Annotated in this window: 19 protein-coding genes; all 19 read right to left on the bottom strand. The window is 47.6% G+C overall.

What is annotated here, in order from left to right:
- Positions 1–15: 15 nt before the first annotated feature.
- Positions 16–549, bottom strand: coding sequence for a hypothetical protein (locus tag C0033_RS00350; RefSeq protein ID WP_103225888.1), 534 nt, complete (start codon positions 547–549; stop codon positions 16–18).
- 8 nt (positions 550–557) lie between these two features.
- A complete protein-coding gene (locus C0033_RS00355) occupies positions 558–1250 on the bottom strand; it encodes a TadE family protein (protein WP_207656843.1) in 693 nt (230 codons plus the stop codon).
- A 14-nt stretch (positions 1251–1264) separates the two neighbouring features.
- The gene (locus C0033_RS00360) at positions 1265–1783 is read right to left on the bottom strand and encodes a TadE family protein (RefSeq protein WP_103225889.1); all 519 of its coding nucleotides are present in this window, start codon (positions 1781–1783) and stop codon (positions 1265–1267) included.
- Positions 1780–3096: an FAD-dependent oxidoreductase gene (locus C0033_RS00365; protein ID WP_103225890.1), complete on the bottom strand. Its 1317-nt coding sequence runs from the start codon at positions 3094–3096 to the stop codon at positions 1780–1782. Before C0033_RS00365 ends, C0033_RS00360 begins: the two co-directional genes overlap by 4 nt.
- Positions 3093–3539, bottom strand: a complete 447-nt coding sequence (locus C0033_RS00370) for a 4Fe-4S dicluster domain-containing protein (RefSeq protein ID WP_103225891.1) — start codon at positions 3537–3539, stop codon at positions 3093–3095. Before C0033_RS00370 ends, C0033_RS00365 begins: the two co-directional genes overlap by 4 nt.
- A 9-nt stretch (positions 3540–3548) precedes the next feature.
- Entirely contained in the window at positions 3549–5441 is a 1893-nt protein-coding gene (gene cooS / locus C0033_RS00375; RefSeq protein ID WP_103225892.1) for an anaerobic carbon-monoxide dehydrogenase catalytic subunit, read from the bottom strand.
- Between the two features lie 21 nt (positions 5442–5462).
- Positions 5463–6662, bottom strand: a complete 1200-nt coding sequence (locus C0033_RS00380; protein WP_103225893.1) for a hypothetical protein — start codon at positions 6660–6662, stop codon at positions 5463–5465.
- Positions 6663–7025 (bottom strand): DUF192 domain-containing protein, encoded by a 363-nt coding sequence (locus C0033_RS00385; RefSeq protein WP_180994505.1) that lies wholly within the window; start codon positions 7023–7025, stop codon positions 6663–6665.
- 12 nt (positions 7026–7037) lie between these two features.
- Positions 7038–7940, bottom strand: coding sequence for a type II secretion system F family protein (locus tag C0033_RS00390; protein ID WP_103225895.1), 903 nt, complete (start codon positions 7938–7940; stop codon positions 7038–7040).
- Positions 7941–7945: 5 nt separating this feature from the next.
- Positions 7946–8671 (bottom strand): transglutaminase domain-containing protein, encoded by a 726-nt coding sequence (locus C0033_RS00395; protein WP_103225896.1) that lies wholly within the window; start codon positions 8669–8671, stop codon positions 7946–7948.
- A 13-nt stretch (positions 8672–8684) separates the two neighbouring features.
- A complete protein-coding gene (locus C0033_RS00400) occupies positions 8685–9632 on the bottom strand; it encodes a type II secretion system F family protein (RefSeq protein ID WP_180994506.1) in 948 nt (315 codons plus the stop codon).
- A gap of 12 nt (positions 9633–9644) precedes the next feature.
- Positions 9645–10973 (bottom strand): CpaF family protein, encoded by a 1329-nt coding sequence (locus tag C0033_RS00405; protein ID WP_103225898.1) that lies wholly within the window; start codon positions 10971–10973, stop codon positions 9645–9647.
- A gap of 3 nt (positions 10974–10976) precedes the next feature.
- On the bottom strand, positions 10977–12170 hold the full coding sequence (locus tag C0033_RS00410; RefSeq protein WP_103225899.1) for a P-loop NTPase: 1194 nt from the start codon (positions 12168–12170) through the stop codon (positions 10977–10979).
- 7 nt (positions 12171–12177) lie between these two features.
- Positions 12178–12918 (bottom strand): Flp pilus assembly protein CpaB, encoded by a 741-nt coding sequence (gene cpaB / locus C0033_RS00415; RefSeq protein ID WP_103225900.1) that lies wholly within the window; start codon positions 12916–12918, stop codon positions 12178–12180.
- 127 nt (positions 12919–13045) lie between these two features.
- Positions 13046–13240 carry a Flp family type IVb pilin gene (locus C0033_RS00420; protein ID WP_207656844.1) on the bottom strand — a complete coding sequence of 65 codons (195 nt, stop codon included), beginning with the start codon at positions 13238–13240 and terminating at the stop codon, positions 13046–13048.
- Between the two features lie 88 nt (positions 13241–13328).
- A complete protein-coding gene (locus tag C0033_RS00425) occupies positions 13329–13487 on the bottom strand; it encodes a Flp family type IVb pilin (RefSeq protein WP_103225901.1) in 159 nt (52 codons plus the stop codon).
- Positions 13488–13509: 22 nt separating this feature from the next.
- Entirely contained in the window at positions 13510–14202 is a 693-nt protein-coding gene (locus C0033_RS00430; protein ID WP_103225902.1) for an A24 family peptidase, read from the bottom strand.
- 239 nt (positions 14203–14441) lie between these two features.
- The gene (locus C0033_RS00435; RefSeq protein WP_103225903.1) at positions 14442–15254 is read right to left on the bottom strand and encodes a response regulator; all 813 of its coding nucleotides are present in this window, start codon (positions 15252–15254) and stop codon (positions 14442–14444) included.
- A gap of 31 nt (positions 15255–15285) precedes the next feature.
- Positions 15286–17559 carry a histidine kinase gene (locus C0033_RS00440; RefSeq protein ID WP_103225904.1) on the bottom strand — a complete coding sequence of 758 codons (2274 nt, stop codon included), beginning with the start codon at positions 17557–17559 and terminating at the stop codon, positions 15286–15288.
- Positions 17560–17672 lie beyond the last annotated feature (113 nt).

Consider the following 17672-nt stretch of genomic DNA (forward strand, 5'->3'; position numbering starts at 1 on the left):
AAGAGCATAACGCGTCTATTCATCCGGATCTTCCAGATCTCCCATATCATCTAAATCAACTCCGCCCTTCCAAAGTTCATACGGCATCCCCTCCGTATAACGTTTTTCAATGCCATAGGATTGCCTGGCAACCTTAACAAATTTAACCGGAAGATCTGTAATTCCAATTACCGGAAGAAAAATGCAGGGATAGGTATCGTGGAGAGCGATGTCTATTTCAACGTGAATAATAGGGTTTCCCAGGTTAGTCGCATAAGTTCTGGTGATCCTGCTCCGGTCTACATTGGACAGAGTATAGCCGTATTCATATAGATTTTCATTAAATTCTGTTTTGAATGCCTCCACATAATTATCCGAAAAGGAGTAATATGGAAGCATCTGCTCGATCTCTTCCGACGAGTACTTGACTACTGCGCTGAGTTTTCTGTAGCTGGTAAAATATAACCCCATATCCACCATGATTCCCATAAACATGATAAGAAGAATAATACCAAAGGCTCCCATGATCATGGCATTGCCCTCTTCTTTTTCCATCCATCGTTTGAACATATGTCCTCCTATGTACTGATGCCCGGCGGGAGATTATAGACGTACCGTCCTTCTACCTTCATTGTGACATAATCATTTCCGTCATGGCAGAACAGCCACTGTCCCAAAATGGTCAAAGGTTCGTAGCGATAGGTCATATCCACTCTCACATCCGCGCTGTAATACGCTATCTTTTCGCCGTCCCTTGGCGCTGTCCAGGACGCCTTTTTTCCGGGGACATGGATAACCTCTGCATTGATGTACCAGCCTCCGCTGATCTTATATTCGGCTTCGTCCGGGTCAATCATGGTAACTATCCCCTGTAAACGCTTTTGAAACAAAACCTCGCTGTCAAGGGCAAGGATATAATACATCGGATCAATTGTCTCACCGGACGTCGGGGCGGCAAACGCATACCAGCCATCGTATTCATCATAGCTCCAGAGCGCCTGTTCCTGTGGGCTCAGCCAGGAAGGCTTTCGTCCGGAGCTTTCAGTGACCCAGTCATTCGGATGAACGTCATGATACCAGATCAGCATAAACGGGCCTCTGATATTGCGGCCCACCGCCTCCGTATATTGATTCAGATTATACTTTGCAGTTAAATACCAGGCGACTTCCATGCAGCCAATAATAACTACCAGAAGGATGGGAAGAACCAGAGCAAACTCAACCATGGCCTGACCTGCTTCTTTTTTTATCTTTTTTATTCTGCCGTTCATCTTCTCCTCCCTCCTTATGGCTTATAGCCGTCATTTTCCAGAACCTTTATGGCAGAGCTGTGGGAGTTTAAAATCATGCAATTATCCGTATCTCCAAAAATCAGCTTGCCCATAGGCGTTAAGTAATCCACCTGATAAGTGATATCAAGAGTGGTTTTCAGCACCTTGTAATACATGGGAACTTTCCAATGCTTTCTTTTATTCGATTTCCAAACATAATCATAATAATCGTACCAGCTGACCCTGGTATTGGCGGACAGCTGCATGGCGCTGCCGTCAAATTCCGGGAAGGATTTTTCGATATACAGGCTGATAAAACGCTCCGCATCCCCTTGGTCTGACTTAATGTTGGCATGTACTGCCGTATCCGTCATATCCGCCAGGCTGATGTAGTTATATATCACCCACCCGGTATCCGCAATTCCGCTGAAAAATATGAGCAGAACCGGAAAAACAAACGCAAATTCCACAAGGCTCTGTCCTTCCTCGCGGCGGAACAAAAGCCTTCTCAGCTTTCTTATTACCGCATTCATAGACAATCCCGGCTTTCTATCGTATAGCAGTATTCCCCGCTCTCTTCGTCTATGCCATACCAGTCGGCAAATGACAGGCAAAAGAGGTGGTCTTTCATTTTCTCTAAATTCAAACGGTGGGACAGAGCGTGCAGATAAACTCCGGCATTGGATAAATCCCCTGTCATCAGGACACCTTCTAAAACCCAGTCCTTTAAGACCAGTTTTCTGTAAGCTCCTTTCCTTCGCTGTACCAGAACTTCATAGCGTTCTTCATCCACCATAGTCTTTCCTGCGGAGAACACGACGAGACCATAAAAATTGGCCGTATTCTTAAATTGGTAGAGCTCGGGCTTCTGTTTATTTCCGCCGCACATATTTCTTGCCGCACACCGGCCCATTTGTCTGGCATCCGGCCATATGGCAGAAAGACCCGTCACATCCCCTGCCGCATAGATGTCGTTTGAATTGGTGCGCATATATGCATCCACCTCCAGCCCTCTGTTGACGTGGATATCTGTTTTTTTCAAAAACCGACTAAGCACTGTGTGGATGTGGTAATTCATATAAAGCGCCTGAATGCTGGTGCCCTCTAAAAATTCCATTTGCGGCTTTACACTGGTGGCTGCCACAACAAAATCACAAGAAATTTCAGTTCCGTCCGCCAGTATCACTTTTGTAATCATATCCCGTTCATCCGTGACGGAATCTTTCACTTCGGCTCCCACAAGAACCCGGCAGCCCTGCTGTTCAAATACCTGTTTTAGCAGCCCCGATACGTAATCGTCGGCCTGAAGGGGCATCAGACGTGCCTCTTTCTCAATCAGCGTCACCCGGCATCCTCTTTTCATCATGCCATAGGCGGCATCCAGACCGATCAAGCCCCCTCCGATGATGACGGCTCGGTTTCCCAAACGTTCTGATGAGGTTATAATCCGTCTCACATCCTCCATTCCTCTGAAACCAAAGACATTTTCCGCATCTCTGAAATTGGGGATTGGAGGCACAAAATACGTTGCTCCGGTGGCGATCAGCAGCCGGTCATAGGGGATAGAAGCCCCATCCTCCAATACCACCTTATGCTCTGACTCCCGTATGGAAGCCACTCTGCGCCCGCCAAGAAAGCTGATTTTCAGGCGCTCAAAGAAATCCTCCGGCATAAATTTTATGGATGAAAGGTTTCTCTCTCCGCCAAGATACTGATGCAGCATACATCTGGAATAAACCTCCTGCTCCGCTGACACAATCGTTATCCCTGCTGCAGGATCTAAATGCCGTATCTCCTCTGCTGCAGAAAGCCCTGCGGCTCCGGCTCCGATAATTACGCAGTTCATTTTTTCACCTCCTGCATATAGATGGCTTTTACAGGACACGCCTTCACGCACTGTGGTTCTTTTTCCTGCGTATCTCTGCAAAAATCACACCGGATCACTTTTTTTAGCCCAGCAGCCGGTCTGGGGTGCCCATACCTGCATGCCATGACGCACATAAAGCATTTAGCGCATACCGTTTCGTCATACAGGACAAGTCCGGTTTCCATATCTTTCACCAGCGCTCCGCTCATACATGCGTTCACGCAGTCCGGTTCACTGCAGTTGCGGCAGAAAACAGGATAATACCTGCTGTTTCTCTGGTAAATCATGTTTCTGGGAGGATTTTCCGGATCCACGGCATCCAAATCATAAATTACGTTTGACTCCCTGTGACTGTTCATGCACTCCATGGTGCAGTTTAAACAGCCTGTGCACAGAGATGCATCTATCATGATACGCTTCATCTTTTTCTCCTATATGTTAAGGGCTTTTCTCTTTTGTATAATCACTTCCTCCAGACGGGCGGCAGCTGCAGCACCATCCTGCTCCAAAATCAGACGCCCTCCCGTAAGAGCTTCCATCTGATCTGTAAAAAGTTCTACTGCAAAAGGACTTCCCGTTACAAACGGCGGTTTCCCCAGATGGAGAGTCAGTCCAAGCGCCAGGCCATACGCTCCGTCTGCCAAAGCCTGCTCCTCCAGCCATTGAGCAGCCGACAGGACAAGCGGAAGCTGGGAGATATCGATCTTTAATTCCTGCGCCAGCTCTTCTGCCACCATCTCCAGCCTTCCTATGGCCAGACAGGAGCCAAAACTCAAAACAGGCGGTATTCCAAGAGTGCGGCATACATCCTTCAGGGAATCCCCTGCCAGATCCGCAGCTTCCGGCTCCATCAGTCCGCAGTTAGCCAGGCCACCGGAGGTACAGCCTGCGCTCAGAACCAGGATATCCCGCTTAATCAGCTCTTTGACCAGTTGCTGTGTCAGAACATCATGGCCGCCGTCTAAGCTGGAACAGCCCACAACCCCGGCGATTCCTTTGATCCTGCCGATGATGATCAGCTCGATTAAAGGCTTCCATGTCCCTCCCAGAAAAGCTTTCAGAGACATCTCGCTGAGGCCCGCCATACTCCGCCCGCTGCCATGATCCTTTGGAAGATGGATCGTCACATTTTTCCGGCGCCTTTTATAGCGTTCGGCTATTTTCTTTAACATAATCCCGGCGTCTTTTTCAGCTGTTTCAAAGTGGAACTGCATCAGCTGAGCCCCTCTTTTTCTTGCCATATTATCAATACAAATCTGCTCAATATCGAGTTCATCACAGATCGATTCAATCCCCGGAAGTGTACAGTTAAATTCGGAAATCACGCCGTCGATGGCTCCCGTAGCCAAAACCGCCTCACTGGAGAAATTATTTCCCGCTGTTCCGGCATAAACATCGCCGTAAACCGACTTTTTCTGCTGCATCTCCAGACCGACGCAGGTACAGCCCACAACGCGAAAGCCCTTTGCTCCCGCTTCACCGGCTATTGCAAGCGCAGCCGGCGACGACGCTTCTTTTACAAACTGCATGAATAAGTCTTCCTGATGCCCAGTCAGCATGATATTGATATAATCAGGGTTAATCACCTGGAAACCTACCGGAGCAAAATTGATTTCCGGTTCCCCGATCAGAATATCATTGATCAGGTTGGTCAGTTTCAGCCCATAGATACCAGTGGAGATACCGAGGCGCAGACAGTGCAAAAGCATATCCTCCGGATCACTGGATAAATTGGTGGAAGTCTTTACAGCTCCGTCAAACACCTCTGATTTTCCGCCTCCGGGCAGGATTCCCAGCCTGCGCCAAATCTCATATCGCTTCGGATTGCTTAAACGTTTTATGTAGCTCATCTCTCTCTCCGATTCACGATAGAGATCTTCTTTTATGGAATCCGCGATTTCTACAGCGGTATCATATATATTATCTTTCCCTTCGATTCCCAGCATTCCGGCCAGACGTTCGACTGCCTCCGGGCTGGAAAATCTCCCCCTGGCTATTGCTGCCTTTTTGAGATTTTTTACCACATTTTCAATTACATGAATATAACAGCCTGACCCACAGGCCACGGCCCGCAGGAAGCTGCGAGCGACGATGGTATCAGCATCTGCTCCGCAGACTCCCTTCTCGCCTCCCGGCACAATCCGGCAGGGTCCATTGGCGCAGAGACGGCAGCAGGTTCCCAAAAGGCCGAAGCTGCATTTGACAGACTGCCCTTCCATTCTGTGAAAAGATGTCTCGTAAGGCAGAACTTCAATATATTTTTCAAGACTCTTATCTGCACTCCGACAGATATTACAGTTTAACTCTTCTGTTTGCTGGCTCATGTTCTCCTCCATTTTGCCTGTTTATAAAATTTCTTTATCGTTTGTAATGCTCACGGTATCTTTTCCAGGTGTTTTCTCATCGGTCTCAAAACTTCTCCCGGTAACGGCCGATGCGCGCTTTAGCAGTTCATCAATTTTCTCTTTCTCCGGTATATCCGCCGGCGCATTCTGAATTTTAATTACCTTGCTGTTTTCAAGCGAATTGTACTCTTTGCGCAGTTCCTCCAGCTCCTTTTGGGTTCTTCGCAGCTCTTCCTGCGTTTCCCTCATCTCTTTTTCCGCATTATAGGCCCGTTCCATGTAGGTTAAATTAGACTGATCCTGCGCCAGTTTTTCTTTCTTAACGGCCATCAGCTGTTCCTGATACTCATTAATCTCCTGGTGCAGCTTGTCATTTTCGTTCTCCCTCTGCTCAAACTGCACAAGGATTTCTTCCAGGATCTGACTGGTGGATTCCATCTCACTGTTTAATGAATAGTTTTCAGTCTTTACATTGTTATATTTTCTGCGTACTTCCTTTAACTCTTCCTGATTTTCCTCGTACTGAAGGGAAAGCTTTTCCAGCTCTCTGCTGATATTCTTCATGCTGGAGATTTGCCCTTCCAGGCTCCGCTGCTGAGTTTCCATGGCCTCGCAGTAGGAAGTGATCTCCTCTAACTGCCTTGTCAATGCCGCAATCAGTGTCGGATCTCCATCCGGACCGGGGGAAGGTTCCTGCTGCAGTTTCTGCTGTTCCTGCTGCTGCAGTTCTTCCAGCTTTGCCTCTAATTCCTCCAGCCTTCTGTATGACGCACTGCACTGTTTTAAGAGGTCAGCTTTTTCTTCCTGTGTCGCAAGGAGGCTTTGATTAACCGCTTCATACCGCGCTCTCTGTTCCTGATACTGGTTCTTCCAATATTCTGCGTCCTCCAGCAGGCTTTCCATCTTTTTATTTTTTTCCAGTTCCTCATTCAGCTGCTTTTTTAACACAATCCTCTCGTTGCAGACCCGCTCTTTTTCTGCATTCAGCTCCTGAAGATGGTAATCAAAATTACCCTGCATCAAATTGATCATCTCTTTATAAGTACTGATGATTTCATTGACCTTTTTTTTGGAGTATCCGCCGAACACAACGGTTTTTAAGCTTTCCTCAAGCTGGGCCTGCTCATACTGCCTGCGGATATCTCCAAGTTCATCCGTTTTCTCAGGCTCTTCCTGGCCTTTTTTTTCAAACATGTCCATCTATGTTCTCCTTTCCCGCCCGTCGTCTTCCAACACCAGTTTTTCCGCCGGCCGAATATCCTTCCATTTGCTCTCATGCATCTCCAAAACATGAACCGCTCCTCTGCAGAATTTTCCGCAGCGCCAGGGCTTAACCACCTCACTGTCGATTACACAGTAATCACTGTCCAGATATACGGTGCATATGGGAAAACGCATGAAGCACGTATGGATACAGGAAACCTTTTTGAGGAGAAGACCTTCCTCCGTTCCGATCCTTTTTCTGCCCATAAGACCTGCCAGACGGGTCATAAAATTATCCGCTGTCTTCACATTTTCCAGCAGCATTTCTTTATCGTTTTCATATCTGATCCGGTATCCCATCATCTCACCGCCTTATAATATGGTCATCAGTCTGGGGATTGCCGGCCCCATAATAATGATCAGCATAACTGGAAATATCAGAACCCCCATCGGAAGAAGCATCTTGATAGGAACCTTCTGCGCCCGCTCTTCTGTCCTCAATTTTTGCAGATTTCTCATTTCTCTGGCCTGTGAGCTCAGAATGTTCTTCAATGCGATCCCCAGTTCATCCGCCTGGATCACGGCTCCTGTAAAGGTCCGGATCTCATCAATCCCGCATCTTAAAGCCATCTCTTCCAACGCCGTCCTGCGGCTCTGTCCCAGACTCATGGCGCGGACAGTGGTTCCAAATTCATCTACCAGATCTCCCTGACACTGTTCCGTGATATACTGCATGGCCTGATTGAATCCAAGCCCCGCCTCCACGCTGATACTGAGCAGATCCAGCATCTCAGGAAACTGTTTTTCAATCCGTTCCTTTCGCCGTGCTGCCTTCCCGGATGTGGTAAAACGGATCAGAGCGTAACAGCCATAAACACCGGCAACGGCGCATAGTCCCAGATTTCTCCCCGTCATGAAGCCGTAATACAGGCCTGCTAAGCCGCCTCCCGCCATTGCCAGAAGCTGAAACGCAATGTATTCCTCCGGCTTCATATGGAATCCGCTTTGGTACATCAGAATGCTGATTCTTTCTTTATCTTTGCTGCCCACAGGCAGAAACGATCCAATCATGGAGAGAAGTCTGCCAAAAGCCAGCCTAAGCATCCGTGAAGCAAAAAGTCCATTATAGGCCCTTCTCCTGCTTTTTCTTTCATTACCCATCGATTCGATCAGATCAAGCTGCTCCAAAAGAACCCGTTCACCGCCGCCCAATACGGCTGAAATTATACTATAAATACTGATTCCTGTGCACAATACTGCAATCCATTCCATCATATCCGTCACACTCCCTGAGGATTATGGCTTCGATCCATCTCTTCTTTTGTTACAAACAGCCATCTGTTTTCCGAAATATTTTTGTTCCAGGTTACGTCTACATATCTCCATTGGCCGTCTATGACCACACGGTTCCATGCATGATTCCCGTCGACTACCACTTCGCATGTAAGCCCTGCCGCGCTGCACAGCCCCTGAAACATTCTGGTATAGCCGTTACACGCCGTTTTTCCGGTTTGAAACGCGCTGTAAACATTATTATTTATGTAGCTGTAATCATATTCATAATTATCATATACCCACTGGTATATCTCCAAAGCCTTGCCGTACTCCGTTTTCGAAAGGAGTCCACAGGCGACTTCGGCGAATTTATTCTTAACCGTTTTCTGCTGTCTGGCGGCTTCCTGCGGGGCTTCTGCCCGGATGCCAAGCGCAAACTGGCCCGGTTTGTCTGAATAGGTGACGTAATAGACTGTCAATGGGCTGCATCCATAATAATATCTTTTATAAAAAAAATCTGCAAACTGCCGCACTTCCTGATCGCTGTTCATAATAATGCCGGTGGAGATATTTCCTGCCTGACAGCTTTCCTGACTTAAAATTTCCATAATGGCATCCCCATGTTTTTCAAACTCTGCCGTATTCCCGTTCTCATCCGCAGCCAGGGTCTTAACCGGTACGGCAGTAAGAACCAGGATGCATAAAAGGATTATCCATACATGCTTTATCATTAAACTTTCCTCCCTATACCCTGATATTGACAATCTTTCGTATGAGCAGATATCCCGAACATTCCATTATTGTTGCTATAATCATCAGCATTTTGCCAAAATCCGTCGAATAGAATGTGCTCATATAGTCCGGATTCAGGATGGTGAGAAGAATGAGAGTGAAAACCGGAAGAAGGCCAAGTATCATCCCCGAAATTCTTCCCTGGGCTGTCAGCGTTTTTAAGCTTTGACGGATTCGTATCCGGTCTTTTATCGTATTGGAGACGTTATCGATCACCTCAGCCAAGTTTCCTCCAACCTGCTGCTGTACCATGATCGCAGAATTAATCATCTCCATATCACGGTTCTCCATACGTTCTGCGATGCCCCCCAAAGCCGCCTCCAAGGGGGCTCCATAGTTCATCTCCATCAGTGCCAGTTTAAACTCTTCCGCAATCGGATCCGGCATATCGGTGCTGACCCGTTCAATTGCCTGCCGGAAGGAAAATCCGCTCCTGAGGCAATTGCTGACTGTCATCAGCGCATCCCCCAGCTGAACAGAGAATTTTTCCATACGTTTTTTGCGAAACATCTTCACCACCAAAGGCGGAAGAAGTGCACAGATAATTAAAAGCGGCACAACCGTAACTATCCTGCCGGTAATAAAATAGGCCAGAGCCGCCGGAAGGATCATTACGCTAATCCAAATCAACAGATATTCCTGTACACTCATCCGTATGCCGGAACTCTCCAGTTCTCTGTGGAACTGCTGTGATCCCTTAATTTGAAATAAAGATTTCTTTTTCTGGCCTTTCCTTTTCTTATCTCCCTGTTTTTCCTCCATCCCGCGGCTCCCCATGCGGGAGATCTGTTCCAGCTGTTTTTCCAGGTTTCTCTCACTGTGAAAAAACAGATTAGACAGAAAAAGGAACAGTGCAAACACATAGATGCCAAACAACAGGGAAAGAACGCCTATTTCCATCTCCATCCTCCTCTAGTTAAACCAGGAATCCATAGCATGAATTCCCCTGTCTTCCATCTTTCCAATCACTTTGGGGCGGATTCCAGTCGCTTCATAGCGGCCAAGAGCCTTACCCGAATTATCAAAGCCCTCCGGAACAAAACGATAAATTGTCTGCAGGGTCACCACTTCAGACTCCATGCCGATTACCTCGGATATTTCCACAATCTTTCTGCTTCCATCCTTCATTCTCGACTGATTGACGATAATATCAAACGCAGACGCTATCTGTTCTCTGATTGCCCGGATGGGAAGTTCCATTCCCGCCATTAAAACCATAGTCTCCAGTCTGGATATCACATCCCTTGAGGAATTAGCATGAGCCGTCGTCATGGAGCCGTCATGCCCCGTATTCATAGCCTGCAGCATATCCAGTGTCTCTCCGGAACGGCACTCACCGACAATAATCCGGTCCGGTCTCATACGAAGGGCATTCCTGACAAGATCTCTGATCGTAATCTCCCCTTTTCCCTCGGCGTTGGACGGCCGGCTTTCCAGCGTAATCGTATGGCGCTGGCTGAGCTGCAGCTCCGCAGAATCCTCTATGGTTACGATCCGCTCATCCTCCGGAATATAAGCCGACAGGATATTGAGAAGCGTCGTCTTTCCGCTTCCGGTTCCTCCGCAGACAATGACATTGGCCCTTGCCTTCACACAGGCTTCCAGGAATTGAAGCATCTGAAAGGACGCCGATCCGAAATCGATCAAATTATCCGCGCGGAGAGGGATTTTGGAAAACTTACGTATGGTGATCGACGGCCCTTTTAAGGACAGCGGCGGAATAATTGCATTGACACGGGAGCCGTCCGGAAGCCTGGCATCCAGCATCGGGCTGGATTCATCGCACCTTCTGCCCAACGGTCCTGCGATCTTGCCGATCAGTTCCAGCACATACCGGTCATCCTTCAGCTTAATATCCGTCAATTCCAATCGTCCCCGTCTCTCCACATATACATTGTAGGGTCCATTTACCATAACCTCGCTGATCGTATCATCTCTGAGCAGTTTTTCCAAAGGTCCCAGCCCCTGTGCCTCATCGTAAATCTGCTGCACCAGCTTCTGTTTTTTGCTTCTGGGAATATCCTCTCCGCCGGCCTCCACAAGCTGACTGATGACAGTTCTGATATCAGCCGCTTTTTCATCACCGGCCGCAGGAGTGTTTGCCCGTTTGACCAGTTCCATATGAATCCGGTCTTTAAAATCTTCGTATTCGTCATAATATTCTATGTTTTCCGGCTCCACATCCTTTTCCTGCGCAGCCCTTACGATTCTGGCCTGCTCCAGCCGTTCCAGAAGTCCCATATATTACCCCCGTTTTTTTGCTTTTTTTCTCGCTGCAGCCCTCTTTTTCTTATTCTCCTCCGGCAGGCCGGAATCCTTCTCCATCACTGAACAGAGGCGGGAAACTGCAGCCGTATAGGAGCTTTTCGGAGCGCATAAAACCACCGGTTTCCCTTGATTCAGAGCCGAGGTTGCAGACTTTTCATCGTATGGGAGCACAAGATCGACTTTCCGTCCCAGTACCCGCTCCACATCAGCCTGTGATATGGCCTTTGATGGAGTTTCCTTCATGATCAGACGGATCTTCTGTTCCATATTCAGAGTTCTGAAAAGGAGGAGCGCCTTCTTTGTATTTTTTAAGTTATTGATCTGAGGCTGGGCCACAAGCAGAATCGTGCTGCACAAATCCAGAATCGCCAGATTTACGTCTCCGAAGCCGACGCTGCCGTCTATAACAATATAATCGTAGTAATTTCTCAGAATCCCGATGATCTTCTCGATATTCTTTCCACCTATGGTTTCCGCATATTCTGGGCTTTTGGGCCCAAACAGGACTTTCAGCCCTGACTGGTGGTAATCCAAATAGGAATTGACTGTATCCAAAGTAGGCGCCTTTTGATCCTGTAAAAGCTCTGCTATGGTCTGCTTCGGCTCGATGCCAAGCAGCATACCGGTATCCCCATACTGCATATTAAAATCCAGAAGCACTACCTTGCGCCTCTGTGCCGCCAGCTTCACCGCCAGATTTACGGCAAGAGTGGTTTTTCCGATGCCTCCGCCGGCTCCGGTCACAAATAAGACCTCCGTTTTAGGAAGGCCGGAATTTTCACCAGAACGGTTAAAATGTCTGGAGCTTTCGCTGATGCACAGTTCTTTCAGTGCGCCGATTAACTCTTCTTTGGACGGCAGCGGGGCGATCACTCTGCGGATTCCCGCTTCCATGGCGTAGGGTAAAATACCGATATCCGGCTGGTCTGAGATCATAACCATCGTTACTTCCGGGTACAAAATATAAACCTGTTGGCAGAACATCAAAAGTTTCCGGTCCGTCTCCGCTGATATTAGAAGCAGGCCCGGTTTATTTCTGTCAATCGTCTCTGTTCCGCGCGCAAGATCTGCGATATCACCCTTTAACTCGATCTCCGACTGGCGCAGAAGATCCGTCAGCCGGTCTTTCATGTCGCTGCCAAATCCTACTAGCAATGTCCTTATATTCATATCTCGTTTACTCCTGTTCCGCTTCCGGAGCTGATATTGGGGCGGCCGCCCCTTGGGTCACGACAGGTCCCGCCTCTGTCTCAGAATCGTCAGCCTGCGGGCGCAGTGTCAGACGCAGGTTTCCGTTGTTTATGGTCCTTGCGCGAAACGCCTTGGATTCTGCCTCCAGCGCCTCTTCCGGTGTAACGGAAAGAGTTACGCTTCCATACATGATATCTGCGGCGTTTTCAAACTTTTTAAGGCGGGAATCCACGGCCAGCACCTCAACCTGCTGAAGCAAGTAACCGGTTTCAAACTGTTTCTGATCATTTAAGTCGGTCACAATGATATCCACTTTGTTACCCACAGCAATCAGGCCCGCCACGCCGGCCTCGACCCCCACCTCCAAAGTAAATGCACGTCTTCCGTTTTCCATCTGATAGGCCAGTCCGATTCCTCCGCCTTCTGTCCCGGTAAACCGTCCTTTCGTGACCATCTCCCCCGGAGCAATCTCATCTTTTGCCACCTTTCCAGTCACATCATCCATCCGGGTATAGGCGCTGCCCGGCACATAGGTTCCCAAAATCTGTTTTACTTCCAGCATTCCTGCCTCAATGACGGTTCCTTCTGGGATCGCAGTCCTTGCGATAACGACAGGTGTAAAATCGGCCTCGTCAAACTGCGGCGACGTTTTACTGTTCAGCACAGACCATACTGCGACAGTTGCAGCCGCTGCGGCCAGCAGCGCGATTAGTTTTGTCTTTTTCATCGTCCTGCCCTTTCTTTATCTCATTTTTCAAAAAAGACACTGCAATGCAAAGAGATGAAATCCCTACATTGCAATGTCTCTTTCCACCACTCACGGTTTTCACATGTGCTGTGATGGTTCGTTCCAATTACGGATTAGATGGATTTGTACCGCCTAATTTCGTGTTGATTTCCTGGAACTTACTATTAAGGCTGGTACCAATATTGCCCAGAACAAGAACTACCACTACAGAGATCAGAACAAGAATCAGTCCATACTCTACCATACCCTGTCCGCTTTCTTCCTCTGCCAGCCAACTTTTCATTTCTTCAAACTTCTTCATTCGTGTTTCCTCCTGATTTTATCATTTTCATTTATAGATGATTTATCTATCTCAAAGGCCAGGAATTGTATTTCCTCAGCCTATTGATTCACAAATATGCTTCCGCCTCAGCGAAAAAGCCGGATACTTTAAGCCCAAGCTCTTTTATCAGCCCGATAGTCACAGCGGCTACCAACATAAGGATTAAAGCATACTCAGCCAATCCCTGTCCGCTTTCTTCCTCTACCAGCCATTTCACACTCTTCATACCAACCCACCATTCTTTTTTATCACATCAGCTGGTACAGAAAAGGCATCAGCTGTTTATCAAAAAACGCAAGCACCATGCCCAGAGCGATGAAGCCTCCCATAGGGAAATAGCTTTGCAGGGTCAGTTTCTTAAACAGAAGGCCTCCGATACAATAGATTCCCATGCTCACAGCCATGAAAAACATCATATACGTAAATCCGTAAAAGCCGGTTACCATGGCTGCCGCCATCATAAGTTTGACATCTCCCGCTCCCACCGCCTGATTCTTTTTTGTCAGCACAGCTGCCGCCGCACAGACCAGAGTTCCAAACACCGCAGCTAGAAGACTGCCGCCCACTCCCTTGATCCCGCCCCTAAGCAGATTAAAAAGTAATCCGAAGGCCATCAGCGGAAGCGTGATCTCATTCGCAATAATGCGGTACCGGTTGTCCACATAGATGACAACCATTGCCACCACAGCCAAAGCCGCAATCGTCACCACATAGGCTGCCGTGTAACAATAAACGGCCATAGCCCATACTGCAGCCAAACCTGCGCCGTAAAGCCAGCTTCTCCATTCAGGAAATACATAAGGTTTATACTGTTTTCCCTTTTTCGTTTCCTTGTATCCGATGAGCCTGAGACTTAAAGCCGGCGTCTGTTTTCCAACCACCATGCCCGCCATTCCGGCAGCAAGACATCTCAGTATTAATTCCAGTGACAAGCTTTCCATGAACTCTTCCTTAGTTTTCCCTTTCTTTTTTCTTAATTCCTTACTGTGCCTACATCATATCATCCGCCCCGCTATGCATCTGTTCCTAAAGTGTGACCAAAGTGTGAAAAAACAGATTTTTTTATAAAAATGTCAATATTATTTTAATTAACTGATTTTCAAAAGGCTTTCTGACGTTAAGGATAAGAAAGAGGGGCAAACTTTCCTCTGATGATACAAAAAAAGGACGCCTAAGCGTCCTACACTGACATATTCTGAAGCATGGCGTTCGTCTCCTCCGCCCAGGAATACTCCGGCATATAGTTATCCAGATAGGTTTTCCTGATCTCCTCATTTCCTTCCATAAACTGATAATAGTCGCACTCAAACGTCCCCATATTGGCCGCCAGATAACTCCTGTAATAAGAACAAATCTGTTCGCAGCCAGCCTCCCGGAATGTATTTCGCATAACGGATACGGCTTTGCGGTAAAGCTGTTTTACCTTTGAATCGTAGACCCGATCTTCCCACAGAACCGAGATCACCTGCTCCATGGATACGTCGCCTCCTCTCGCATTCACCAGATAGGCAAACAGTTCCTTTGACTTGCTGTATTTAAAAAAGAGAGGCGTATCCCCGACGCAGACATCAAACTTACCAAACGTTCTTACTATAACCTTATCGTCTTTTTTCGCCGCCTTCCCGCTCATCTGATCCACCAGGAGACTGACACGGTTTACAGCACTGCTGAATTCGGAAAAGGAAAATGGTTTCGTAATATACTCCATCGCATGAAGGCGGTATGCCGCCAGAGCATACTCATCATACCCTGTCACAAAGATAAACTGTATCTGAGGCCAGATATCTCTCAGCATAGCTGCCAGGTCGATTCCGTTTAAGCCTGGCATCTCAATGTCCAGAATGGCCAGTTCCACCTTATTTTTATAAACAAATTTAAGCGCTTCCAAAGACGATGTAAAAGCGCCTACGCATTCAGCCACCTCCACTCTGGACAGATTTCTTTTTATGTCCTCCAGTATATTGATTTCATCATCCACCACTACTACTTTCATGCCTCAGCTTCCGCCCCTTTAATTGATCTTTCTATTTTGGTATTCTGATACTGACCTTTGTTCCGACTCCCAGCCGGCTCTCAATCTGTATCTCTCCTCTGACTAAGTGATGCAGCCTGACCCTGACATTCTCAAGCCCCACACTATGCTCTTTTCCTGGCACTTCCTTATGTTTTGTATCAAATCCGACCCCATTGTCGGTGACCTCTATCAGGATGACCTGATCCTGAAGCCTGGAACTGATAATAAGTTTTCCCGATGTTTCACGCTTGCAGATCCCGTGTTTGATCGCATTCTCCACAATAGGCTGCAGGACAAAATGCGGCAGCCGGAAGTCATCATACCGGATGTCATACTGCACCTGTATCTTTCCCGGAAAACGGCTTTTCTCAATCTCGATATAATTTTTGACAAAGTCCAGGATTTCAGGAAACTGAGCCAATTCATCTTCACTCAGGGAATTCAGCTGGACCCTCAGATATTTTGTAAATGCCACCACGATATCGGCAGCCTTATCCGCATCCGTATAGATAAGCGATTTGATATTTGCCAGAACGTTATAGATGAAATGAGGTTTAATCTGGCTCAGCATCAATTGTGCTTTTGTAAGCTCCATTTTTTCCGTCAACAGGTTATTGGTCTTGATCGTCCGGTACCATTCATCCAGAATATCGGGAATGATATTGACTGATTGATAAAGATTCACGCCATCGTTTCCCGAATTCATTGCCGACAGAGCACGCTGTACTTTCATGCTGTTTAAACTCAAATCCGACTTTATCTGTTCCATAAGGCTGTCAAAGTCCTTACCATCATCCGGATACATGGCGATCCGGCTGTCCGCCGTCATCTCTCCGTATTCACTGTTTTCCAGTACGCGGCAAATTCGTTCCGCCTTTTTCTTCGCATTTAATCCGTTTCCGACATCCCGCAGAAACAGCATCATATTATTGCCGTCAATCCACACAATATCATCCGGATAAATCATCCGGGTGACCAGCTCCATATACTGATATATGACCATTTCCATCCCCATGTTGCCGTCGTTTTTCATAAGGAAATTCAGCCCAACCGCCATCAGGGCATGACGGCAGCCCGGCGGCGACTCACTGATGATATGTTCCGCCAAAAGCCTGGCCCTGCCTGCAACCTCCTTTGATATTCCGCGGCCGTTTACCGAGGTCTCCATAACCACCTTCAGCTTGGAGCTTAAATCCCGGACCGTCCCCACCACATACATGGGAATCTTGCCGTCATACAGGACACTGATCAAACTGATGCTGCACCATTCTGCCTTCTCCGTCTCTCCGTCTCTTATGTAAAATCTCGCCATGATATTGTCTTCAATATCTCCGGAAAGGATCAGATTAAACATCTTGCGCACCTTTGGTATATCGTCTTTAAAGATATACCGTTCAATCTTCCGGAAGCCGTTTTTTCCGCTTCCGACAGCGCAGAATTTCCCGTCCCAGTTATCGGCCAGAGTCATCTGGTTATCCTCGATATTCCACTCAAACAAATAACTCTCAACCAGCTCGGTCAGATTATGTTCTGTTCCTGTTCCGGCTCCTGCCTTTACAAACCCTAACGTCCCGTCCGACATCAAAACGCCGACCCAGATCAGATACATATACCGTTTTCCGGACTCCATGGTCATTGTATATCCAAACAGGCTGATCCAGCAGTCCGTGCCGTCGTCTGACACCATGCTGAAACAGTCAGAGGCCGCATGAACTCCATCTGCCGGGCAATTCTCCCCCTCGCCGTGCCAAAGTCCCCAAAGCCTATTATCCAAATCCTCTTTCATCGTCTGATAGATGGGCCGGGCAAAAAAATCTTTGCTCCTCCGGTCCATAAAGCAGTGTCTGCCGCTTTCCGGCTCTATCACCATAACTCCGCACAGAATACCCTGTTCCCGGAAAATTGCAAGTTTTCTGCGCACCATATGATAAAGGTCCGACCGCCTTTTCTTAGCCGATTCCCGAAACTCCAGATGAATGTCCCGAACTATCAGCAGACAATGTTCCGGTTCCCAGCCGGGCAGAACGCGCACTTCATACCACGTTCCGCCGGTTCCTCTGCGGCGGAGAGTAAACACATGTTCTCGGTATTCCCGATCTTTTGCCATCCGTCTCAAAGCCTCCAGTGAGATCTGGCCGCGGTCTTCTTCCACCAAACTAAATTCCTGGCCGCCAAAAAAATAAGCAAGCCACTCTTCATAGCTTCCTGACTTCCCCTCCGCCGGTATAACAGGTATTATACTTCCATCCTTTATATTTACCTGTATCATGCTTCGCTCTGTCATCTTATACTGCTCCCTTAATATGATATCCTGTTTTCCCTAACTTTGATTTTATCATAACAAGTGTTGCAAAAGTGTGAAAAAACATCGTTCCGATCATCCGGAATACAAAAATC

The sequence above is a fragment of the Clostridium sp. chh4-2 genome (assembly GCF_002899675.1).
Lineage (GTDB): Bacteria > Bacillota > Clostridia > Lachnospirales > Lachnospiraceae > CHH4-2.